Source organism: Pseudomonas sp. 67(2021) (assembly GCF_017491835.1).
Taxonomy (GTDB): domain Bacteria; phylum Pseudomonadota; class Gammaproteobacteria; order Pseudomonadales; family Pseudomonadaceae; genus Aquipseudomonas; species Aquipseudomonas atacamensis.
In genome coordinates this window covers 79,091-101,887 of record NZ_JAFGYL010000002.1, presented here as the reverse complement: position 1 = coordinate 101,887, position 22,797 = coordinate 79,091, and the positions used below count along the sequence as shown (strand labels likewise).

General features: G+C 60.4%; 23 protein-coding genes. 9 read left to right on the top strand and 14 right to left on the bottom strand.

Features of this window, described 5'->3' with window-relative positions; translation table 11 throughout:
• From J5M66_RS04030 to xylA, 5 genes are all read right to left on the bottom strand, one after another.
• Positions 1–675: an isochorismatase family cysteine hydrolase gene (locus J5M66_RS04030; RefSeq protein WP_024012592.1), complete on the bottom strand. Its 675-nt coding sequence runs from the start codon at positions 673–675 to the stop codon at positions 1–3.
• 524 nt (positions 676–1,199) lie between these two features.
• A complete protein-coding gene (locus J5M66_RS04025; RefSeq protein ID WP_024012594.1) occupies positions 1,200–2,336 on the bottom strand; it encodes a sugar ABC transporter permease in 1,137 nt (378 codons plus the stop codon).
• Entirely contained in the window at positions 2,337–3,893 is a 1,557-nt protein-coding gene (gene xylG, locus J5M66_RS04020; protein WP_125926104.1) for a D-xylose ABC transporter ATP-binding protein, read from the bottom strand.
• A gap of 157 nt (positions 3,894–4,050) precedes the next feature.
• The gene (gene xylF, locus J5M66_RS04015; RefSeq protein WP_160768914.1) at positions 4,051–5,052 is read right to left on the bottom strand and encodes a D-xylose ABC transporter substrate-binding protein; all 1,002 of its coding nucleotides are present in this window, start codon (positions 5,050–5,052) and stop codon (positions 4,051–4,053) included.
• 147 nt (positions 5,053–5,199) lie between these two features.
• The gene (gene xylA / locus J5M66_RS04010; RefSeq protein WP_207807254.1) at positions 5,200–6,516 is read right to left on the bottom strand and encodes a xylose isomerase; all 1,317 of its coding nucleotides are present in this window, start codon (positions 6,514–6,516) and stop codon (positions 5,200–5,202) included.
• Positions 6,517–6,800: 284 nt separating this feature from the next.
• Between xylA and J5M66_RS04005 the strand changes: the two genes are divergently transcribed.
• Positions 6,801–7,976, top strand: a complete 1,176-nt coding sequence (locus tag J5M66_RS04005; protein WP_016774329.1) for a DNA-binding transcriptional regulator — start codon at positions 6,801–6,803, stop codon at positions 7,974–7,976.
• A gap of 12 nt (positions 7,977–7,988) precedes the next feature.
• Here J5M66_RS04005 and J5M66_RS04000 read toward each other — a convergent pair whose 3' ends face one another.
• A complete protein-coding gene (locus J5M66_RS04000) occupies positions 7,989–9,155 on the bottom strand; it encodes an MFS transporter (protein WP_016774330.1) in 1,167 nt (388 codons plus the stop codon).
• 95 nt (positions 9,156–9,250) lie between these two features.
• Between J5M66_RS04000 and J5M66_RS03995 the strand changes: the two genes are divergently transcribed.
• Entirely contained in the window at positions 9,251–10,144 is an 894-nt protein-coding gene (locus tag J5M66_RS03995; protein WP_207807253.1) for a LysR family transcriptional regulator, read from the top strand.
• Positions 10,145–10,192: 48 nt separating this feature from the next.
• Here J5M66_RS03995 and J5M66_RS03990 read toward each other — a convergent pair whose 3' ends face one another.
• Complete coding sequence (locus J5M66_RS03990; protein ID WP_016774331.1) at positions 10,193–10,969, bottom strand: SDR family oxidoreductase; 777 nt, start codon at positions 10,967–10,969, stop codon at positions 10,193–10,195.
• A 208-nt stretch (positions 10,970–11,177) separates the two neighbouring features.
• On the opposite strand from J5M66_RS03990, the gene J5M66_RS03985 reads away from it, so the two are divergent.
• A complete protein-coding gene (locus J5M66_RS03985; protein ID WP_123442736.1) occupies positions 11,178–12,086 on the top strand; it encodes a LysR family transcriptional regulator in 909 nt (302 codons plus the stop codon).
• Positions 12,087–12,096: 10 nt separating this feature from the next.
• Here the strand turns inward: J5M66_RS03985 and J5M66_RS03980 are convergent, their stop codons facing one another.
• Positions 12,097–13,536 (bottom strand): HD domain-containing phosphohydrolase, encoded by a 1,440-nt coding sequence (locus J5M66_RS03980; protein ID WP_207807252.1) that lies wholly within the window; start codon positions 13,534–13,536, stop codon positions 12,097–12,099.
• An 88-nt stretch (positions 13,537–13,624) separates the two neighbouring features.
• On the opposite strand from J5M66_RS03980, the gene J5M66_RS03975 reads away from it, so the two are divergent.
• On the top strand, positions 13,625–14,398 hold the full coding sequence (locus J5M66_RS03975) for an alpha/beta hydrolase (RefSeq protein ID WP_206420516.1): 774 nt from the start codon (positions 13,625–13,627) through the stop codon (positions 14,396–14,398).
• Positions 14,399–14,424: 26 nt separating this feature from the next.
• Positions 14,425–15,969 (top strand): GMC family oxidoreductase N-terminal domain-containing protein, encoded by a 1,545-nt coding sequence (locus tag J5M66_RS03970; protein WP_207807251.1) that lies wholly within the window; start codon positions 14,425–14,427, stop codon positions 15,967–15,969.
• Between the two features lie 35 nt (positions 15,970–16,004).
• On the opposite strand, the gene J5M66_RS03965 is transcribed toward J5M66_RS03970, so the two are convergent.
• Entirely contained in the window at positions 16,005–16,946 is a 942-nt protein-coding gene (locus J5M66_RS03965) for an aromatic alcohol reductase (RefSeq protein ID WP_024012605.1), read from the bottom strand.
• A gap of 93 nt (positions 16,947–17,039) precedes the next feature.
• On the opposite strand from J5M66_RS03965, the gene J5M66_RS03960 reads away from it, so the two are divergent.
• Positions 17,040–17,498, top strand: a complete 459-nt coding sequence (locus J5M66_RS03960; protein ID WP_016774338.1) for a helix-turn-helix domain-containing protein — start codon at positions 17,040–17,042, stop codon at positions 17,496–17,498.
• 11 nt (positions 17,499–17,509) lie between these two features.
• On the opposite strand, the gene J5M66_RS03955 is transcribed toward J5M66_RS03960, so the two are convergent.
• Positions 17,510–17,923, bottom strand: coding sequence for a PaaI family thioesterase (locus J5M66_RS03955; RefSeq protein ID WP_130888041.1), 414 nt, complete (start codon positions 17,921–17,923; stop codon positions 17,510–17,512).
• A gap of 132 nt (positions 17,924–18,055) precedes the next feature.
• Here J5M66_RS03955 and J5M66_RS03950 point away from each other — a divergent pair, with 132 nt between their 5' ends.
• On the top strand, positions 18,056–18,511 hold the full coding sequence (locus J5M66_RS03950; RefSeq protein WP_024012608.1) for a GNAT family N-acetyltransferase: 456 nt from the start codon (positions 18,056–18,058) through the stop codon (positions 18,509–18,511).
• Between the two features lie 7 nt (positions 18,512–18,518).
• On the opposite strand, the gene J5M66_RS03945 is transcribed toward J5M66_RS03950, so the two are convergent.
• The 4 genes from J5M66_RS03945 to J5M66_RS03930 all read right to left on the bottom strand — a co-directional run bounded on the left by J5M66_RS03945 (position 18,519) and on the right by J5M66_RS03930 (position 21,711).
• Complete coding sequence (locus J5M66_RS03945; protein ID WP_243433097.1) at positions 18,519–19,067, bottom strand: DUF3885 domain-containing protein; 549 nt, start codon at positions 19,065–19,067, stop codon at positions 18,519–18,521.
• 129 nt (positions 19,068–19,196) lie between these two features.
• Entirely contained in the window at positions 19,197–20,138 is a 942-nt protein-coding gene (locus J5M66_RS03940) for an AraC family transcriptional regulator (protein ID WP_206420513.1), read from the bottom strand.
• A gap of 229 nt (positions 20,139–20,367) precedes the next feature.
• A complete protein-coding gene (locus tag J5M66_RS03935) occupies positions 20,368–21,192 on the bottom strand; it encodes an oxidoreductase (RefSeq protein ID WP_206420512.1) in 825 nt (274 codons plus the stop codon).
• A 186-nt stretch (positions 21,193–21,378) separates the two neighbouring features.
• The gene (locus J5M66_RS03930; protein WP_016774344.1) at positions 21,379–21,711 is read right to left on the bottom strand and encodes a hypothetical protein; all 333 of its coding nucleotides are present in this window, start codon (positions 21,709–21,711) and stop codon (positions 21,379–21,381) included.
• 209 nt (positions 21,712–21,920) lie between these two features.
• Here J5M66_RS03930 and J5M66_RS03925 point away from each other — a divergent pair, with 209 nt between their 5' ends.
• The gene (locus J5M66_RS03925) at positions 21,921–22,307 is read left to right on the top strand and encodes a MerR family transcriptional regulator (RefSeq protein WP_016774345.1); all 387 of its coding nucleotides are present in this window, start codon (positions 21,921–21,923) and stop codon (positions 22,305–22,307) included.
• Positions 22,308–22,383: 76 nt separating this feature from the next.
• Positions 22,384–22,770: a carboxymuconolactone decarboxylase family protein gene (locus J5M66_RS03920; RefSeq protein ID WP_123442795.1), complete on the top strand. Its 387-nt coding sequence runs from the start codon at positions 22,384–22,386 to the stop codon at positions 22,768–22,770.
• The last annotated feature ends 27 nt before the right edge of the window (positions 22,771–22,797 follow it).

Here is a 22,797-nt window from a genome sequence, read left to right as displayed (position 1 = left end):
TCAGCAGGCGTCGACGAGGCGGCGTTGAAAGCGCGCTACGACTTGTGGGAATTCATCTGGCTGGAAGGCGAGGTGATCGGGTTCGGCGGTTCGAAGCGATGTTGCCGGCTCGTTGTTCCAGCGTCTCGACAACTGCTCGGTGGTGAAGAGCTCCAGCCCGTACAGCCAGTTGGAAAGGATGAACAGTGCCGAGTAATGCGCTCCCTCTGTAGTCGCACTACAGGCGTCAGCGACAAGGCTGATCTGGAAGTCGTGCTGATAGGCGTCGAACAGACTGCTCATGACACACACATCCGTCAGCACGCCGATGACCACCAGGTGCTTGATGCCTCGGCGGTTGAGCATCTGAGCCAAACGGGTGCCGTGGAAGGCGCTGTAGCGGCGTTTATCGATGACGACGTCAGCGTCTCGAGGCGCCAGGGCGTCAATGATCTCGATCGCAGATGTGCCGGCGCGGTAAGTCGTTGGCCTGCCTTGGTCGTCTACCGGTTCGCCCAGCGCCAGATCGCGGCCCGGAGCGTCGTTGACATGGCGGGTATAGAAAATCGGGATGTGCAACTGGCGAGCGCGATCGATCAGGGATGCGGCGTTATCGACCACTTGATCGAAGCGTTCGAGCGGGAAGCCATCTTCCTTTTGCATATCGATCACAAGCAAGGCGGTGTTTTGGTTCATCAGGTTTGTTCCGGATGCAGAGCGTCGGGCGAGCCGGAGGGACTCACCAGAAAACTCGGTAATGACGGTGCGCAGCGATCCGCCAAGGCGGAAACTGCGAGAGATCGAGAGAGACTCTCGTGGGGAGGTGTTACCTGACTATCTGCCAGAAACCGTTTTGCTTCGCGCTCACGCAGGATGGCAGCTGCGGCAGCACGATGGAGGACGAAGAGCGGAATCGACGGAGATAACGCGCCATGGCTGCGCACGGCAACGCACACACCGCGCTTGAAGAGCGGGTGTGAGCGTCGCCGAAATTTGCGGAGGATGCAGGCATGGCCATAGACCTTGAGCGCGATATGCACTGGAGGAGCAAGATACGGGCCAAGCTGTGCAAGGCCTTCGAAGCCATTGAGCCAGAGCGGACCAAGCGTTCAAAGCAATGTTTTGTGGTATCTGGTATTCCATAATATTGTGTTACGTAGCGTAGCAGCGGCTTGCGTTCTTGCTCCCTTTTGAAGCAGATCCCTCCAGGCTCGCGGCGATCAACGCCGCGCCGTACGCGTACTCACATCCACCCAGACCGCCAACACCAGAATGCTGCCCTTGACGATCATCTGCCAGTAGCTATCGACGTCGAGCATGGACATGCCGTTGTCCAGACTGGTGATCACCAGCGCGCCGAGGAGGGCGCCGTAGACGGTGCCGGAGCCGCCGCGCATGGAGGTGCCGCCGATGAAGCAGGCGGCGATGGCGTCGAGCTCGCCCATGCTGCCGGCGGACGGTGAGCCGGCGGCGAGGCGTGCGGTGTTGACCACGCCGGCGAGGGCGCACATCACGCCCATGATGCCGAAGATCCACAGCTTGACCGCCTGCACATTGATGCCTGACAGGCGCGTGGCTTCCATGTTGCTGCCGACCGAATAGACCCGGCGGCCGAACACGGTCTGGCTGGTGACGTAACTGAACACCCCGAGCAGAATCAGCAACAGCAGCACCGGCACGGGAATGCCGTCATAGCTATTGAGGGTCTGAACAAAACCGGCCAGCACCGCGCCGATCACCAGCACGCGCACAACATCACGCACCAGTGAATGCGCCGCCAGGCCATGCAGGGCGCGATTGCGTCGTTGTTTCCAGGTCAGGAACACTGTCAGCGCAAACAGCAGCACACCCAGGCCAGTGCCGATCGCGTGGGGCAGATAACCTTGGCCGACATAGACCAGCTCCGGCGATACCGGGGCGATGGTGGTGCCGCCGGTGATCCCCAGCAAAATCCCGCGAAACGCCAACATGCCACCGAGCCCGACGATAAATGACGGTATGCGCAAGTACGCCGCCATGTAGCCGTTGGCGAGGCCGATCATCAGGCCGCACAGGGCGACCAGACTCAGATTCGCCAGCAACGGAATGTGATAGACCACGTCGAGTATCGCCGCGAGGCCGCCGAGCAGGCCGAGCAATGAGCCCACCGACAAATCGATCTCGCCGCTGATGATCACCAGCACCATGCCGCAGGCGAGGATGCCGGTGATCGACATCTGCCGCAGCAGGTTGGAAAGGTTGCGCGGGGTGAGGAAACCGCCTTCGGTCTGCCAGCTGAAGAACAGCCAGATCAGCACCACGGCGAATACCAGCGCGAGCATCTTGTAGCGGGTGAACAGTTGTTTGACCTGATTCATTTACGCGGTTTTCCGATCATTATTGTTATGGCTGCCGGGCTGGCTGAGGGCGGCGGCGAGTACCTGTTCCTGGGTCAGTTCATGGTTGACGAAGTCGCCACGCAACTGGCCTTCGCCGATCACCAGCACGCGGTCGGACACGCCGAGCACTTCGGCCAGTTCCGATGAAACCATGATGATCGACACGCCTTCGGCGGCCAGCGCGCCCATCAACTTGTAGATCTCGTACTTGGCGCCGACATCCACGCCTCGGGTCGGCTCGTCGAGAATCAGTACGCGCGGTTTGGCCAGCAGCATTTTCGCCAGCACGGCTTTCTGCTGGTTACCGCCTGACAGGCTGGTGATCGGCAGGGATGGACTTGCGGTCTTCAGATGCAGACGGGAGATTTCCCGGTCGATGCAGCCCAGCTCGGCTTCGGCATCGATGCGGGTCATTTTCGAATAACTCTCGAGCACGGCGAGGGTGATGTTCTGGCCGACGCCGAGGTCAGGAATGATGCCCTGCCGCTTGCGATCTTCAGGCACCAAGCACAGGCCGGCGCGAATCGCTTTCAGCGGCGTGCGCGTGTCGATCGGCTCGCCGTCCAGCCAGACTTCGCCCTCGTGGCGGCCGGGGTAAGCGCCGAACAGAGCGGTGACCAGCTCGGTGCGGCCGGCCCCGACCAGCCCGGCAATGCCGAGAATCTCGCCGCGCTTGAGGCTGAAGGAAATGTCGTCGACCCGTTTGCGCTTGGGGTTGTCGACGTCGTAGCAAGTGATGTGGCGCGCCTCGAAAATCACCTCGCCAATCTCATGCGGCTCGCTGGGGTAGAGGTTGCTCATTTCGCGGCCGACCATCTGCGTGATGATCTGTGGAATGTCCATGTCGGCCATGGCGGTGGTGGCGATGTGTTTGCCGTCGCGGATCACCGAAATGGTGTCGCACACGGCGGCGACTTCATCGAGCTTGTGCGAGATGTAGACGCAGGCGACGCCCTTGGCCTTGAGGTCGCGGATGATGTCCAGCAGCACTTCGATTTCCGAGCGGCTCAGGGCCGAGGAAGGTTCGTCGAGGATCAGCAGACGCGCCTGTTTATTCAGGGCCTTGGCGATTTCAACCAGTTGCTGATAACCACCGCCGTACTGCGAAACCGGCAGCGAAACGTTCATGTCCGGCACTTTCAATTCACGCATCAAGGCTTCGGCGCGGTGGATCATCGCCGGGTAGTTCATGCGCCCGCCTGGCAGCGTCAGCTCATGGCCCATGAAGATGTTTTCCGCCACCGACAGATCCGGAACCAGGGTCAGTTCCTGATGGATGATGACGATGCCGGCGGCCTCGGTTTCGCTGATCGATTGCGCTCTGAGCGGTTGCCCGTCCCAGAGGATTTCGCCGTCCCAGGTGCCATGGGGATAGACCGCCGAAAGGATCTTCATCAGCGTCGACTTGCCGGCGCCATTCTCGCCACACAGGCCCACGCATTCACCGGGCCGGACCTTGATGTCGATACCGTTGAGCGCTTTGACACCGCCGAAGGTTTTGACGATGCCGTTCATTTGCAGCAGATAGTCGGACATGGAAAAGGCTCGTATACCAGGGACTCAAACACCACTGAACCTGTGTGGGAGCGAGCCTGCTCGCGAAGGGGCTTTTTCAGCCAGAGCTTTACTGACTGACACTCCGCTTTCGCGAGCAGGCTCGCTCCCACAGGTCTGATCAAGATTTACGACCGGATCACTGCCCGGCAATCTGCGCCTTGGTGTAGAAGCCGTCCTGTTCGAGCAAGTCGATGTTGTCCTTGGTCAACGGGGTTGGCGTGAGCAGGATGGTGTCGACTTTCTTGCTGCCGTTGTCGTACTGCGAGGTGTAGGCCGGTTTTTCGTTGCGTGCCAGTTGCACCGAGAGCTTGGCCGCTTCCGAGGCGATGAGTTTCAGCGGTTTGTACACGGTCATGGTTTGCGTGCCGGCGATCACGCGTTTGACGGCTGCGAGGTCGGCGTCCTGACCGGAAATCGGCACCTTGCCGGCCAGTTGCTGCGCGGCCAGTGCCTGGATGGCGCCGCCAGCGGTAGCGTCGTTGGAGGCGACGATGCCGTCGATTTTGTTGTTGTTACGGGTCAGGGCGTTTTCGACGATGCTCAGCGCTTCGGTCGGGTTCCATTCCTTGACCCACTGCTGGCCGACGATCTTGATATCGCCCTTGTCGATGGCCGGTTGCAGCACTTTCATCTGGCCTTCACGGAGGATCTTGGCGTTGTTGTCGGTGGGCGCGCCACCCAGCAAGAAGTAATTGCCCTTGGGCGCCGCTTTCAGCACGCCGCCGGCCTGCATTTCGCCGACCTTTTCGTTATCGAAGGAGATATAGGCGTCGACATCGGCGTTGAGAATCAGCCGGTCGTAAGACACCACTTTGATTCCGGCTTTCTTCGCCTCGGCCACGGCGTTGGTCAGCACTGTCGCGTTGAATGGCACGATGACGATCACATCGACGCCGCGAGAGATGAGGTTTTCGATCTGCGAAATCTGCTTCTGCTCGTTGGCATCCGCCGATTGCACGAAGACTTTGGCGTCCATTTTTTCCGCCGCCGCGACGAAGTAATCGCGATCGCGCGACCAGCGTTCCAGACGCAGATCGTCAATGGAAAAACCGATTTTCGGGTGGATAGCGTCGGCCATTACCGGCAGGGCCAACAACGCCAGGGCACTGGCCAACAGCGTACGTTTCAAGTTCTTCATGGTGGTGCGTCCTTTTATTTTTGTTGGAAAGACACGGCCTGACGATGAATCGGGCTGGTAGAACTGTAGAGAATCTGCCGACGCAGCAGGCACAGAATTGTCGTGCAATTGTCACAGCGTTTTTGCGTCGGCAGCTTCCCTTGGCGATCAGCGATACAGGTAACGGTTGACGATGTTTTCGAGCATTTCCTGGCGGCCGCTGACGGCTTGCGGGTTCAACTCGTTGGTAAACGCGTGCTCTGCCAGTGACTCAAGATTGAAGTCTCCTGCCATCACCGCTTGCCCGAACGGCTGACGCCAGCCGGCGTAGCGTTGGTCCTTGAGGGTTTGCAATTGATCGTTCTCGACCATCGCGGCGGCGCGTTCCAGCGACAAGGCAAGAACGTCCATGGCGCCAACGTGGCCGTGGAACAGGTCGATCTCGTCGAGGCTCTGCCGGCGCACCTTGGAGTCGAAATTGAAGCCGCCATTCTTGAAACCGCCGGCCTTGAGGATTTCATAGGTCGCCAGGGTCATTTCTTCGATGCTGTTGGGGAACTGGTCGGTGTCCCAGCCGTTCTGCGGATCGCCACGGTTGGCGTCGATGCTGCCGAAAATTCCCAGCGAGGCGGCGGTGGCGATTTCGTGATGAAAGCTGTGGCCGGCCAGGGTCGCGTGGTTGGCCTCGATGTTGACCTTGATTTCCTTCTCCAGACCGTACTGCTGGAGGAAGCCGAACACCGTGGCGCTGTCGTAATCGTATTGGTGCTTGGTCGGCTCCTGCGGCTTGGGCTCGATCAGCAGGTCGCCGGTGAAACCGATCTTGTGCTTGTGCTCGACCACCATGCGCATGAAGCGCCCGAGTTGTTCGCGCTCGCGTTTCAGGTCGGTATTGAGCAGGGTTTCGTAGCCTTCACGACCGCCCCACAGCACGTAGTTGGAACCCTTGAGCCGATGGGTCGCGTTCATTGCGCTGAACACTTGCGCGGCGGCGCAGGCGAACACTTCCGGATCGGGATTGCTCGCAGCGCCGGCGGCGAAACGCGGATTGCTGAAGCAGTTGGCGGTGCCCCAGAGCAGCTTGATGCCGCTTTGTTCCTGATGCTGTTCGAGGCGGTCGATCATTTGCGCGAAGTGTTCGCGGTACTCCTTCAGCGAGTTGCCTTCGGGGGCGACGTCCGTGTCGTGAAAGCAGTAGTAATCGATGCCCAGTTTGCTGAAGAACTCGAATGCGGCTTGAGCCTTGCCGATAGCCAGTTCCATCGGTTCGCCACTGCGTTGCCACGGGCGTTTGAAGGTTCCGGCGCCGAACACATCAGAGCCCGGCCAGACGAAAGTGTGCCAGTAGCAGGCGGCCATGCGCAGGTGTTCGCGCATGGGTTTGCCGAGGATCAGTTTGTCGGCGTCGTATTGACGGAATGCGAGGGGCGAATCACTGTTCGGGCCTTCGTAGCGAACCGGCTCGATATTGGGGAAATACTGCATGGACCTTGTCCTTGTTGTTCTTGGCGGTGTCTCGATACTAGCAACGGCCCCGTGCCCGCTGATTATGAAAAGCCTCAACTGCGAGTGCGATTTTGCGTATTGAGCTTCAGCGCTCGCGGGCCTAGTCTGTGTCCATCGTCGCCGCGACATGGCGGCCCGGAACAAAAACAATTTGAGGCCGCTTTCGCGAGCAGGCTCGCTCCCACATTTGATTCGTGTCGTTCACAAAACTGTGTGGGAGCGAGCCTGCTCGCGAATGGCTTGACGCAAAATCCGGATACTGAATGAAGAGCCTACCGCCCGTGCACCGCATCGCCCTGTTGTTCAACGGCAGCAAGATCTACGACCGTGGCATCATCAGCGGCATCGGCAACTACTTGAGCAGCACCCGCGCTTCCTGGGACCTGTTTCTGGAAGAGGACTTTCTCTGCCGCTTGAAAGGCATCGAGCGCTGGCAGGGTGACGGGATCATTGCCGACTTCGATGATCCGCTGATTGGCGAGGCGCTGGCCGACATTCATTTGCCGGTGGTGGCGGTGGGCGGTTCCTACGAGGATGCACGCGCTTATCCAAAAGCGATCCCCTATGTCGCCACCGATAACAATGCATTGATCACTCTGGCTTATTCGCATCTGGTCGAGGCGGGATTGCAGCGCTTTGCCTGTTTCAGCCTGCCGGAAGCGCAGGCCAATCGCTGGGCGCAGGAGCGGGAAAAAGCCTTTCGCAAACTGATGCAACGAGACGGCCTGCACGCCGAGATCTATCGCGGCATGGGCACCAGCGCGCCGCTGTGGGACAGCGCCGTCGAACAGCTGATCGCCTGGCTGCACAGCCTGCCCAAACCGATCGGCATCATCGCCGTCAGCGACGCCCGCGCCCGGCAGTTGCTGCAAGCCTGCCTGACCGCCGGCATCGCCGTGCCGGAGCAGGTCGCGCTGATCGGCATCGACAATGACCCGCTGACCCGCAGCCTGACTCGCGTACCGCTGAGTTCGGTGATTCAGGGCACCGAAACCATGGGCCGCACCGCCGCGCAATTGCTGCACCAGATGCTCCACGGCATGCCGTCCACCGGTACGCAGATTCTGATTCCGCCGGACGCGGTCAATGTGCAGGTGTCGAGCCTGCACCAACCACTCGGCAATCCCTACGTCATGCAAGCGCTGCTGTTCATCCGCCAATATGCCTGTCAGGGCATCAAGACCGCGCAGGTGGCTGCGTATGTCGGGGTGTCGCGTTCATCACTGGAAGCGCATTTCCGCGCCGAGCGCGGTTGCAGCGTGCATGACGAGATTCTGCGTTTCAAACTGGCGGCGGCTACCAGCGGTTTGAAGAACACCGATGCGGCGATTGCCGACATTGCCCAGGCCTGCGGCTTCAAGTCTGCGCAATATCTGCACACGGTGTTCCGTCGCGAGTTCGGCTGCACGCCCCGCGAGTATCAGCAGGGCGGCGCATAGCGCTGCAAAGACTTACGCCAGCGCAGCGGCACTGGCTCTGGAGCGCCAGGCGAACGTCAGCACCATCAGCAGGCCCAGACCAGCCATCGCCGCGCCGGCCAGGGAAATCGCCGGATAACCCAGCCCGGCATTGATCACCGCGCCACCCAGCGCCGCGCCGATCGCGTTGCCGAAATTGAACGCGCCGATGTTCACCGCCGAAGCCAGATTCGGCGCGTCCTTGGCGGCTTCCATCACGCGCATCTGCAGCGGCGGCACCAGGGCGAAGCTGGCGATACCCCAGATCAGAATGGCCACGGCGGCCGGCAACGGCCAGCGCATCAGCACAGTGAATGCGAGCAAAACCACAATCAATGCGCTCAGCGACACGATCAGGGTGCGGTCGATCGAACGGTCGGCAGCCTTGCCACCCCACATGTTGCCCAGCGTCAAACCGATTCCGAACAACACCAGCATGGCGGTGATGAACGCGGCGGAGGCGTGGGTTTCGCTGCTGAGGATCGGCGCGATGTAAGTGAACACGGTGAACATCGCACTCGAGCCGACCACGGTCAGGGCCAGCGCGGCCAGCACCGGACCTCGGCCTAGCACACGAATTTCCGCCAGTGCACCCGCGCCTTGCTCTGCTTTCAGATTGGGCAGGGCGAACCACAAGGCGATCATGGTCAGCACGCCGAGACCGGTAATGCCCCAGAACGCCGTGCGCCAGCCAAACAGCTCACCAAACCAGGCAGCCAGCGGCACACCGCCGATAGTCGCCAACGTCAGGCCCATGAACATTGCCGCCACGGCGCCGGCACGTTTTTCCGGCGCGACCACACTGGCGGCGACCACAGAGCCGACCCCAAAGAATGCGCCGTGATTGAGCGAGGTGATCACCCTGGCGACCATCAGGCTGTAGTAGTCGGTAGCCAGCGCCGACATCAGGTTACCCAGGGTGAAAATCGCCATCAGCCCGATCAGCAGATAGCGCCGCGGGATCTTGCCAGTGGTCAGGGTCATCAGCGGCGCGCCGAGCAGCACGCCCAAGGCGTAGGCACTGACCAACAACCCCGCAGCGGGAATGGAAACGCCGAGATCGGCGGCAATGCCGGGCAACATGCCCATCGGCGCAAACTCGGTGACGCCGATGCCAAAGGCGCCGACGGCGAGTGCAACAAGTGGTGGATTGATACGCATGGAAAGTCTCCTCATCTATGCCGCCAATGCTACGATCCATCGTTTTCAGGCGGTAGATGGCGATTTTGGCAATCACCTTTGCGTAAGAGGCACGAATGGACTTCAACGGCAGGTCAGGGGAAATGAGCGTGTTCGTCACCGTGGCGCAGGAGGGCAGCCTCTCAGCGGCATCGCGTGCGTTGGGGCTGACGCCTTCGGCGGTCAGTCGGATCATCGCCCGTGCTGAACAGCGACTCGGCACCCGCTTGCTGCTGCGCACCACCCGCGCACTCACTTTTACCGCCGAGGGCGAAGCCTTCCTGCGCGGTGCTCGGCGGATTCTCGCCGACATGGACGAGGTCGAAGGGGCCATTACCGATCAAGGCGTACCCAAGGGTCGCTTGCGCGTCAGTGCCGCCCTTGGCCATGGACGGCTGGCCATTGTGCCGCTGGTCGCAGCCTTCACCGCCCGTTACCCGAACATCGTCGTCGACCTCAGCCTCGGCGACGAAGTAGTCGACATCCTCGCCGGCCAGGCGGACGTCGCCATACGCTTCGGCCATCTGCCCGACAGCCCGTTGACCTCACGCCGACTCGGCCACACCGGCCAAGTCGTGGTCGCATCGTCCGACTATCTGAAACGTCACGGCACACCTCTCGAACCGGAAGACCTGCTCAAGCACAACTGCCTGCGCTTCAACTTCCGCCGCGCCGAAGCCAACTGGCCGTTTATCCGCGACGGCAAGGAGTTCTCGCTGAAAGTGAGCGGCAACATCGAATGCAGCAGCGGCGAAGCACTGGCCCAGTTCGCCAGACTCGGCGCCGGAATTGCGCGCATCGGCGAGTTCACCGTCAGGGAAGACTTGCAGCGCGGCACGCTGATCCCGCTGCTGCAAACGTTTAACCCGGGCGATGAGGAACCGATTCATGCGGTGTTCGTGGGCGGCGCGGCGATGCCGGTGCGGGTGCGGTTGTTTGTGGATTTTTTGCTGGAGCGGCATCGGATGTAAGCGTGCCGGTCGGATTCAGCGAGTCATCCCTGACCCGCAAACTGCCGGCTAGATTGTCGGGATGGTCCCGCCGTCGATCACAAATTCACTTCCTGTGATCGAAGCCGCTCGTGGCGACGCCACAAACCCGATCAGCTCAGCCACTTCAGCTGGCGTCGATGGGCGGCCGAGCGGAATACCGCCCAAGGCTTGCATGATGATGTCCTTGCCACCCTGATAGTCAGTGCCTGCCTCCTGCGCGAGTCGCTCGGCCAATGCCACCGATGCTTCGGTTTCGATCCAGCCCGGGGAAACCCGAACCACACGGACCCCTTTGGGCGACACCTCTTTCGACAGGCTCTTGCTGTAGGTCGACAGCGCAGCCTTGGCCGCCGCGTACGCTGTGGTGGATTCCGGCAGTGGCAGTCGACTCTGGATGGACGTGACATGGATCACCACGCCATTACGACGCTCGAGCATGCCCGGCAGCAGGGCGCGATCGAGGCGCACCGCCGGCAGCAGATTCAGATTGAGCTCGCGTTGCCACTGCTCGTCGTCCAGCGCTGCAAAACCACCACCGGGGGCCGACGAGCCACCCAGGACATGAACCACTATGTCGACGCCGCCCAGTTGCTGTTGGACCGCTGCGATGAGTACGTCACAACCTTCCCGGGTCGAAAGATCAGCCGCGACCAGCAGTGCGCCCGGCATTTGGACGTCCACTTGCCGAGCCGAGGTGATGACTTTCGCGCCCTCGGCTATGAACCAATCCACAACGGCTTTGCCGATTCCTTTGGTACCGCCGGTGACGAGGACCCGCTTGCCAGTCAATCCTGAATTCAGCATGGCGAAATCTCCAGCGCTCGGAATTGATGGGGCGCGTCGTAGATTTCTTTCTCGTCGATGACCGTGACATGCGTCTGCACGACGGCGGGATGTTGAAGGTTCATTGGCTGACTCCTGATTGATTAACTGGAGTCATCTTGCTGCGCCACAGATGGTTTGTTCAACTGGGACAAACCTTAATGACCTATCCCGAAAAACAGGACAATCCATGGTTCAGGATCGCTTGGCCCTCAATGAACTGGACGCCGTCATAGCCGTGGCTCGAAGGGGGTCGTTTCGCCAGGCCGCCATTGATCTCGACGTCTCCACCACCGCGCTGAGCAACACCATTGCGCAACTGGAAGCGCGCCTCGAATCGCGACTGTTCAACCGCACCACCCGCAGCGTCGCCATCACCGAAGCGGGGAGAGTGTTTCTCGAACAGGTGGGGCCAGCCTTGCAGGATTTGCGTGCGGCACTCGACGCAGTGCGCTCGCAGAACGCTGGGCCCTCGGGCACGTTGCGCATCAACGCCTTCGCCAGCGCTGCGCGTTCGGCGCTGCTGCCACTGGTGATCGAGTTTTTGCAGCAGCATCCGAAAGTCCATATTGACCTTGTAACCGAAGGCCGGCTGGTGGATATCGTGGCTGACGGCTTCGATTTCGGCGTGCGCTCGGCAGGCCTGGTGCCCAACGACGTGATTGTGGTGCCTGTCGGCCCGCCGCAACGTTACGCGGTGGTCGGTTCGCCGGGTTATTTTGCACAACACGGCAAACCGCGCACGCCGTCCGATCTGCCCGGGCATCGATGTATCCGTGTGCGACTACCGAACGGGGCGATTTTCCCCTGGTATTTCGAGCGGGACGGAGAAGTTACCCGTCTGGATGTGAACGGTCCGCTTACGCTGGATGAATCGAGCGTGGTCAAGGTCGCGGTGCAGGCGGGCATGGGGCTGGGCTTTTTCATGGAGCAGGACGTTCGTGACGAAATGCGCACCGGCGAGTTCGTGCAGGTACTCGAGGACTGGACCCCGCCCCGAGACAGGTTGTGCCTGTACTACCCGAACCGCCGCAATCCCTCTGCGGCCGCCAGGGCATTCATCGAACTGGCTCGCGCCAGGCAGGCTGATCAGGCTTGACCGGGTGGACTCAGGCGATCAAGCCCAGTGTCAGCCCCTTCAGAGTGGCGGCTGCCCGGGTCGAACATTGCAGTTTGCGAAAGATGCTTTCCATGTGCGTGCGCACCGTGCTCGGACTGATAGCCAACAGTTGCGCGACTTGTTTGTTGCTGGCGCCACGGCTGATTTCCAGGAGAATGCGGCACTCACGGGCTGTCAGCAGCGAAGGCTTGGGTTGCCGCAGGCGACGCTCGCCACTGGCGGCAGCAATGACCGCTTCGCAGACATCGTTATCGAACAGACCACGGCCAGCATCCTTTTTGAGTAGCGTGGCTGCTGCGGCTTCGTCGTGGGCTGATCGCCAGGGCCGGGCCTGCCTCAACGCCACCCAGGCGACCGAAGTAGCAAGCAGTCGATGTCCAGCACTCAACGCATCACCCGCCACCCCGCGAAAATAGCCGCTGCCGTCGAGTCGTTCATAAGCGTGGGTGGCTATCTCGGCGGGCGCGGCCAATTCCGCTACCGGTCGGAGCGCCTGTTGCGTCCAATAAGGCACCAGGCGCACTCGCTCTGCCGCACCGTAGGGCAGCGGCCCTGGGCTATTCCAAAGATGATTGGAAACGGCTGCGCGGCCGAGACCGTAAATCAGCGCGGACTTGCCAATGTCTGTCAGCGTCGGCTCACTCAGCCCCCACAGGCGCGCAGCTTCCATGGCAACATGCGCGACCTGACGCGAATGCCCGGCCAGCCATGGCAGCTTCAAGTCAATGATGTCTCCGACCAAAGTCAGTGAGACATGACGCTGCTCAGGCGCGGGTTCAACTTTTGTGCAAAGCGTTTCCAGATCCGCCAGCCAGTCCTTGGCATTGGCCACCAGCAACGACACCAGCGACGCTGGATAGCGCCGATCCGACTGCTCGTTGATCCAGCGCAACGCCGCGTCCAGGCCGTGAGCGCGAGTGAGAATATCCAAATCACCGGCCATGACCACCTGATAGGCGACCTCCGGGATGTGTTCATGGCTTACGCCCAACGGTCGGCCAGTGCCGTCGTAAGTTTCGAACACCCGACACAGGCCCGCTTCGACGGCGGTTCCGAGCTGGAGGGTTTTGGCGATTGCACCTGACACTTCACAGTGCACCACGGCCAGCGGGGTTGCCTGATGCACCGCGTTCATCTGTTCATTGCCCAGGGTCAGATCGAGCATTGCGCGGCGACCATCGACGTCGTCGCCCAGCAGGTCGGCAAAGCCTTCGGCGTTGGCTGTGCACCCAGACCAGCGCAGCAAGGCAATCTGCTCTGCAACCTGCAGATGCTCACCGTCGCCATGGCATGCCTGCGCGAGCATCCGCGCCAAAGCGGCAACGCGCCGGGAGTGACCGAGCGGTTGCCCCATGCTGAGGTCACCGACCTGGGCGATGGTTGCCAATGCGCCGTCCAGCGAGATGTCCAGTTGCAAGCCACTATCCATGAAAAATGTCCCGGGGTCGGATAATTGACCGATGCCCACATCGCAGGCCAGTCAGCAGAATCTGAACTCCCGAACAGGAGCTCATCCAATGAAAACAATCAAATCGAAATTCGCCACCGTCGCCTTTGCCCTGGCCAGTACCTTCATGGCCGGCGCCAGCCATGCGCAGGATACAACGCCTTCGGTGGTGATCGTACACGGCGCCTTCGCCGACGGTTCCGACTGGGCCAAAGTGGTGCCACTGCTGCAAGCCAAAGGCGTGGCCGTTACCGTTGTGCAAAACCCGCTCACCTCGCTGGCTGACGACGTTGCCGCCACGCGCCGCGCGCTGAACAACCAGCAGGGCAAGGTGGTGCTGGTCGGTCACTCGTGGGGCGGCACGGTGATCACCGAGGCTGGCAGCGACCAGAAAGTCAGCGCGCTGGTGTATGTCGCCGCCTTCGCGCCAGAGGCCGGGCAAACCAGTGGCGAACAGGGCAAAGGTGCGCCGACGCCGCCGGGCATCAGTCAGATCAAGGCTGACGGTAACGGCTTCCTCTATCTGACCCCCGAAGGCATGGCCAAGGACTTCGCTCAGGATCTGCCGGCCGCGCAAACTGCCGTCATGACTGCCACGCAAGGACCGATCAAGGCCTCGGCTTTCGAAGATAAAACCACCGTTTCGTCCTGGAAAACCAAGCCGTCCTGGTACCTGCTCGCTACCGAAGACCGGATGATTCATCCCGACGTCCAGCGGTCTGCCGCCAAGCGCATCGGTGCGACCCTCGCCGAGGTGAAGTCCAGCCATGTCCCGCAGCAGTCGCAGCCGGCGCAAGTCGCGGCGGTGATTCTCCAGGCCGTGCACGGCGTTGCTGAACAGTGATCGCGGCATCGAAGGGGAGCGGGCGTATGAATCTTCGGAGCGATCACGACTATGACTTCATTGTCTGTGGTGCCGGCACGTCGGGCTGCGTGGTCGCTGCGCGGCTTGCCGATGAGTCAGGCGCACGAGTTCTGCTGATTGAGGCCGGCGAAGACTATTCGGGCCCCGAGGTGACAGAACCGGCGCAATGGCCGCTGAACCTCGGCTCCGCGCGCGACTGGGCATTCGCGGGCCAAGCCGATCCACGCTTGAACGGTCGACGGCTACCGTTGAGCATGGGCAAGGGGCTCGGCGGTGGTTCGAGCATCAACGTGATGGTCTGGTCGCGCGGCCATCGCGCCGATTGGGAGCATTTCGCTGCCGAGTCTGGCGACCCGGCCTGGGGCTACGCATCGGTGCTCGATTACTACCGCAGGATCGAAAACTGGCAAGGCAGCCCGGACGCCACCCGGCGTGGTTCAGGTGGGCCGGTACATGTCGAGCAGCCGGCCACACCTCAACCCCTTGCGTTGGCAACGCTGGAGGCGGGTGGCGATCTGGGCATCCCACGATTCGACAGTCCCAATGGCGAGATGATGGAAGGCGCAGGAGGGATCGCTGTCACCGACTTGCGCATCAAACAGGGCAAGCGCGAGTCGGTTTACGACGCCTACATCCGGCCACGCTTGCACTGTCCGAACCTGACGGTGCTGACCGGGGCGTTGGTGACCCGCGTGTTGCTGGTCGGCACCCGGGCCGTCGGTGTCGAAGTGTTGATCGCCGGCGAGCGGCGCCGCTTTCATGCCGCATCTGAAGTCGTTCTGTCCATGGGCGCGGTGCAATCACCGAAAGTGCTCATGCAGTCGGGCATCGGTCCGGCGGATGAACTGCGAAAACACGGCATCGCACCGGTCGTTCATTTGCCCGGTGTCGGCGAGAATTTGCAGGATCACCTGGCTTTCGGGTGTACGTGGGAGTACCGACAACCCCAGGCGTTCGCTGGCAGCGGATGCGAAACCACCTTGTACTGGAAAAGCGACAGTCGCCTGGAAGCCCCGGATCTGTTGCAGTGTCAGCTGGCATTTGCGGTACCGTCTCCGCCTGAGGTCGCCATTCAACCGCCGGAACATGGTTGGACGATGTTCGCCGGGTTGGCCAGACCGGCCAGTCGCGGACGCCTGCGGCTATCGGGTGCAGGGCCGCTGGATGCACCGATCATTGAGCCGAACTCGCTGAGTGAACCCGAGGACATGGCAGCGGCATATGCGTCGATCGAACTGTGCCGCGCACTCGGCAACAGCCAGGCCTTCAATGGGCTGATCAAGCGCGAAGTCGTGCCCGGTCCCAGAGAGCGTCGCGCTATGGAACAGTTCATCCGCAACTCGGCGATGACCTACTGGCACCTGTCGTGTACGGCAAAAATGGGCCGCGATGCGCTGTCGGTGGTTGACCACCAATTGCGCGTGTACGGGATCGATGGGCTGCGCGTTGCAGATGCCTCGATCATGCCGCGCATTACCGTTGGCAACACGATGGCGCCGTGTGTCGTTATTGGTGAGCGGGCAGCGGAGCTGGTGCTTGCGGGAGTATAAAGCGCCCACAACGCCCCGCTGCGCAAAATCTGCTTTCACTCGTTCGCAAGATTTTCCCGCGCCCACTGCTCGGCCGTCGTGACCTGTATCGCCCGCTGCTCATTGAACGTGCCCGCTTTCGGCCACGCCACACCTCGACCTTGGGCAAACACCGCGCGGTATTTTTTGATGTGGTGAGTGGGGTCTTTTTCCAGTTCCTGCATCAGGTGCGGCACCGTCCAGACGTTACGCTTGAAGGGCCGTCCGAGCACGCGTTCGAGAAGGCCCGCGACCTGATCATAGGTCAGCGTGTCGCCCGACAGATACACGATCTCGTTGCGAAAAGGCGGTTCGAAGAAAACGATTTCTGCAGTCAGTTTGCCGATGTCGTCCGGGGTCGTCAGCGTCACGCTGGTGTCCAGGCTGCCCAGGGCGTTAACGGTGTCGTTGTCGAAATCAACGACTTCAAACACCGGCTCGAAGAGGAAACTGGTAAACATGCCGGTCGAGATGATCACCCATTCGGTTTTGTCCTGCGCGCGCAGCAGTTCGCGCACGTCGAGCTGAGCATCGAACAGATCCTGCGGACTGCCCCGGCCGATCACTTCGAAGTCCACGCCAAACTGCCAGGGAAAGTAGCGTTTGATGCCCGACTTGAGCGCAGCGGTCGCCAGCTTCATCGGCGTCTCACGACCAGCGACCATGCCGGCGCAGCCGATGACGGTATCGAAAGGTGCGAAGACTTCGGCCAGTTGGTCGATCGAATCGTTGACCAGATCTGCCGCCACCATCTGCACGCCGAGACTGCGCAGTTCATCGATTTCGGCTTTCTTTGCCGGCAACTGACTGTCGATCGTCGAGGCCCTGAGCAGGACGCTGATCGTGCTGCCGGGCGAGCGCTTTGCCACTCGCGCAAGGTTGCGCAAAACCGGCAGGCCGAGTTCGCCTGCGCCCAGGACAAGAATGGATTGCGGGGAAGGGTGGCTCAATTCGGTCATGATGTCTCCTGAGATCTGCATGTAAGATCGGCAAATGCTGGCACGATCGGGCAGCACTCAGAAGAAGGCACACGCGTGATACCAAGTGAAGAAATGACTGATCAGCAAGCGCTCAGTGAGGCAGAAGCAATCTGCCAGACGCTCAGACGAGACGATGATGGCGTGCGCCGCGAAGTGCTCGCGCACGCCGGCAGTCGCTGGTCTTTGGGCATCCTGCATGCCTTGGGGGTGTACGGCACGATGCGTCACGCTGAGATCAAACGGCAGATGACCGGCGTGACTCAGCGCATGTTGACCAAAACCCTGCGTGCGCTGGAACGCGACGGCCTGCTGACCCGGCGCGAGCTCGACCAGGTGCCGCCGCACGTCGAGTACGAGCTGACGCCATTGGGCATGGGCTTGCTGGTGCGGATGTCGCCGATCTGGACTTGGGTGGTGGAAAACGTCGAGGGTTTCCGCCAAGCGCGACGCACGTTCGATAGCCAGGTCGGCAAGAAACCCTCATGGCAAATTCCTGTTCCAGCGCGGGATGATTCTGAAGCGTCAGACTGAGGTTTCGCGCTTCAGCTCAGCGGCACCGCGAACACGGCACTGGCGCGCGCGACCGTTCGCTCACCTACGTGCAGACTGACGCCAGCAAACGCCAGTTGGCGGCCCTTTTTGGAGTGTTCAAGACGCACTTCGAGCCACTCGTTGATTTGCACCGCCCCGAGATAATCCAGGGTCATGCTCGCCGTAATCAACGGCTGCGGCGGATCGCTGGAAAAGGCCATGGCGTAGCCCATCCCGACATCGGCCAAAGTCGCCAATACACCACCATGCAAAGTGCCGCGACCATTGGCGTGGCGGGAGTCGGTCAGCAAGCCCAGTTCCAATTGCAGGCCGTGGCCTCTGGCGTAGATCGGGCCGAGCAGATCCAGCAACGGACTGCTGCGGGTGAATGGTGTGAAACCTTCGGGAATGGCCGTGGTGTTCATGATCCCATCCTGATGCAGGTGGCTGACCTGTTTGATTGGGCGGGGAAACACAGAAGGGGGCAAGCACTATGCGGATGGGGAATTTGCTGCGATAAGTGCTGTACACGGAGCGGACAAGCAAGGAGCTACTGGGTGGATATTCAAATTCACATCGCGAGAGATGCGGATGCATCGGCTATCAGTGAAACGATCATCAAGACGCTCCGTGAGAGCAATGCTCGGGACTATCCTCCCGAAATCATCGATCGAGTGATTGAAAGTTTTTCGCCCTCGAAGATCCTTCGTTTTTTGACTGAGCGTCAGGTGCTGGTCGCTACGCTCGACAGTCAAATCGTCGCAACGGCAAGTCTCGATCGAGACGTTGTTCGAAGCGTTTTTGTCGACCCGGACTTTCAAGGAATGGGTGTCGGAAGACAGCTGATGAAGAGCATTCAATCACTCGCCATGGACACAGGTTTCAATCTGCTGCGCGTTCCTTCCTCAGTCACCGCAGAAGGCTTCTATGCTTCGCTCGGCTTCAAGAAAATCAGAGATGAGTTTCATCAGACGGAGCGCACGATCATCATGGCGAAGAAGTTGAAACGATAGCGTTCACCTAACGTTTCAGCCTGCCGAATGTGGCTTCCATCGCTGCGCGGTCATGGTCGAGCAACCAGGCATGATGTCGTTGATAAAGCTGCAAAAGTAGTTCGGTGTTGGCTCCAACCACGTCCATGCCTCGGTCGTCATAGGGAAAGACCATGACTCGCTTGGGCAGATTGAACAGGTAGACAGCACAGTTCGCACGCGGTTGGATAGCACCGAAGTCCTTGGCCAATGCGCACCAGAGTAATGCTTGAATGCTCGCCACAGACGCTTCGAAGGCGACGTTGACCCAATATTCCGGCTCTTCCTCACTGAACCATTCTTCGTTATCTATTTCTTCGCTCCAGATGCACAGCGCTGATGGAGTATCGATGCCAGCAGATTTAAGGGCGCGAAGAGTACTGCGATGGGCGAATCGATTGCGACCGGAATGAATGCGCAGGCATGCGACAAACGATTCGTCCCCTTGGAAAACGTCGCCGCAGATGGTTATGGATTTGCGCATAGCGGTCAGGAATTGCTCGATCATTCCGCCCGTTTCGGAGAGTTCGAAACGCAATCCTCCGGGCCAGGAATAGAAAAGCGGGCGGGCGAATGCCTGGGGTCCAAATGCGTTTTCGATCTCAGCTCTCAGATTCACTTTCTTCCCTTCAATGTGGATTTCTGTTTGTTCAAGACGCGGGTGAAGTCAGTGCGACGACACAAACGGCGAAGCAGTCGTCGGTGCCGGCAGCGCATAGGCCTGTTTCATCCACGCAACTTCCGCCAGGGGTGTGCGGCCGAAGAGGCGTTTGAAGTCGCGGCTGAATTGTGAGGCGCTTTCGTAGCCGACCAGAAATGCAGTTTTTGCCGCAGTCAGGTCGTTACGCAGCATCAGCAATCGCGCCTGGTGCAGCCGCGTCGACTTCAGATACTGCATCGGCGAGGAATCGGTAACCTTGCGAAAGTGCAGGTGAAAATTCGGCACGCTCATCTGCGCTTCCTCTGCCAGGGTCTCTACGTCGAGATGTTGGTGATAACAGCTGTGGATCTTGTGGATGGCGCGGGTCACTTTGCCGAACTGGCGTTGTTGGGCGATGGCGGCGCGCAGGGTGCCACCTTGTTCGCCGGTGAGGATGCGGTAGTAGAGCTCGCGCAGCATCGCCGGGCCGAGGATTTGCGCGTCGGCATCGTCGCTCATCACTTCAAGAAAACGCAGGGTTGACCGGCGTAGCGGTTCGTCGAGCGGCGAGGCGTACATGCCCATCGGTTGGGATCTGGGGAAATCCCACAGTTCATCGACCTGCTGAATCAGCTCGCCAGCCAAAGCGAAATCCAGGCGCACGTACACCGCGAGCATTGGCTCGGCTTCGCTGGCGTCGGTTTCCATGGTGAAGGGTACCGGCACCGACACCACCAGATAATGCTGGGCGTCGTAGACATAGATTTCATCGCCGAGATAGCCGCGTTTACGCCCCTGACAAAGGATCACCACGCCCGGTTCGTACAACACCGGCGTGCGGGTCAGCGGTCGGTTGGAACGCAGGAAACGCACATCGTCTAGCGGGCTCAGGTTGTAACCCTCCAGCGGGGCGAGCTGGCTCATTAACTGGACCATGCGCGCTGTGATGAGGTCTTTCGGTTTCGGCATGGGCTGTGGGTTTCCTTGTGAAAAGGCGGGTTTGAACCTGTCTGGCTGATTGGCGGGGTGTCAGACAGAGCCCTCACCCTAGCCCTCTCCCAGAGGGAGAGGGGACTGACCGTGGTGCTTTCTGGTACTACGCCGACCTGTAATATCGTGCCGAACGCGGGGTTGAATCCACCCGCGATCGGCTCCCTCTCCCTCCGGGAGAGGGCTGGGGTGAGGGTGCTTTTGACTTTCAGCCATCCGTCGAGCGGCTAAGCGCTGCCCATTGCTCAATACTCTCCGCCGTGCGCTGCAATTTGTCACGCACCAGCGCCAGCGCATCACTGCCCAATAGCAGGTGAGCCGGCGGGTTTGGACTGTCGATAATCGTCAGCATGACCCGTGCAGCTTTCTGCGGATCGCCCAACTGATGGCCACTTTTCTCCTCTCGAGCCTTGCGCACCGGATCGAAGCTTGCATCGTAGTCGCTGATGCTACGCGGCGTGCGCTGCATCGAGCGGCCTGCCCAGTCGGTGCGAAATGACCCCGGCGCCACAGCGGTGACAAAAATATTGAAGGGCGCAAGCTCCTTGCTCAAGGTGTCAGAAATCCCCTCCAGAGCGAACTTGCTGCCGCAGTAGTACGCGATCCCGGGCATGGTGATATGGCCGCCCATCGAAGTGATATTGAGGATATGCCCCGCGCGGCGCTGGCGGAAATACGCGACGAACGCCTTGGTCACCGCCACCGCGCCGAACACGTTGACGTCGAACTGGCGGCGCATTTCTTCCAGAGAGCACTCTTCAAAAATCCCCTCATGGCCATAACCTGCGTTGTTGACCAGCACGTCCACCGGGCCGTGACGATCCTCCACTGATGCAACCACCCCATCGATGGCATCGAAATCGGTAACGTCCAGCACCACCCCATGCGCGCGCTCGGGCGACAGCGCTTCGAAGGCTGCCAGAGCGGATTCACTGCGCACTGTGCCGATAATCCTGTGACCTTGAGCGAGCGCTTCCTTGGCCAGCGCCTGGCCGAAGCCGCTGCTGACACCGGTGATGAAAAGGGTCTTCATGAATCTGTACTCCAGCAGGCAATTAGAGAAGTCATGCTAGGGCGGATAACGCTGGCGGACGATGCCGAATCGGATCGAAGTATTGCCTGTTCCTATCAATAGGGTTTTCCAGGTCTTGCCTCAAAAAAAGGAAAAGTCCTGCGGGTTTCAAACCTGCAGGACTTTTCTTGTCTCGGCAACACGCGCTTAAGCTGCGCGACGACCCGGTGTACGGTCCGATCCATCAGCGGCGAGGGCCTCACCCAGCGGGGTGCGGTCTGAGCCGTCGGCAGCGATGGCCTGGCCTTGTGGGGTCTTGTCATAACCGTCTTCAACCAGGCCGTGTTCCTCGAGGCGGTTGCGGCCGTTTTCAGCCAGAGCCTGGCCTTGGGGCGTACGTTCCGAGCCATCGGCAGCAACAGTCTGCTGTGGTTCGCTGACCTGGGTGAAGAAACGATCTTCCTGATTGCTCGGTACGGCGAATGCGCTGGCGCTGAGGGCGAAGGTGGCGACGGCGATCAGTTGGCTTACAGTTTTCATGGCGGTGACTCCGGTCAAATTTCGATTGAGGTCCGGGTCGTTCAGATCAGGCTCTGGTTAACCCGTTGCAGTAGTGTGTTCTGCATGGGTTCAGATTAGGGGGCAGGGCGGTGTCGGCGTTAAGCGGATACTGTCGGCGATTTGCCTGATTCTGCTTGATGGAAAATAGCCATTGACTTAGAGCGCGCTCAAACCTTTACGGTGATGACATGAATCCAGAACTGACAATTTCAAAGTTGGCCAAGCGCCTTGATTTGAGCGCGCACACGATCCGCTATTACGAGCGCATCGGGCTGTTCGATCCGGTTGGGCGCGGTGGCAATGGCCACCGGGTGTACGCCGAGAAGGATGTGCTGTGGGCCGAGTTTCTGCTCAGGTTGAAGGCGACCGGAATGCCGATCCAGCAAATGCTGCGGTATGCCGAATTGCGTCGATCAGGCGACTCGACCCTGGCAGAACGCCGCGAACTTCTCGAGCAGCATCGCCGGGACGTGCAAGCGCAGATCAGCCAGTTGAGCCAGTCCCTGGAGGTTCTGGATAACAAGATTCAGATCTATCACCAACTCGAGCAAAAGGAGCATCACCATGATCCGTAAACTTCCCGGTTTCAATCGTTTGCTGTCCGCCACATTGATCGGCGCCAGCGTGACCAGTGTCGCAGCGCCCGTGGAGATGACTGATCGTCGAGCGCGCGGAGAAGCCGCTCTGACGCAGATTACTGGCGGACCTGGTCAGGCAGTGGTTGATTCATTGAAGGATACTGCTCCAGAGCTTGCGGAATGGATTCTGAGTTTTGCCTACGGCGATGTCTTCGCCCGCCCCGGGCTCGATCACTGCACTCGTGAGCTGGCAACCGTTGCGGCACTGACCGCATTGGGCAATGCCCAGCCACAACTGAAAGTGCATATCGGCGGCGCCCTGAACGTCGGGTGCACACCGGAGGCGGTGGTCGATGTGATCTTGCAAATGACGGTATACGCAGGGTTTCCCAGTGCCTTGAACGGTATAACGGCTGCGCGTGAAGTCTTTGCTGCTCGCGGGATCAGTGTTAAATCCTAGGTGCGCACGCTGCAGAAACTGCGCGAT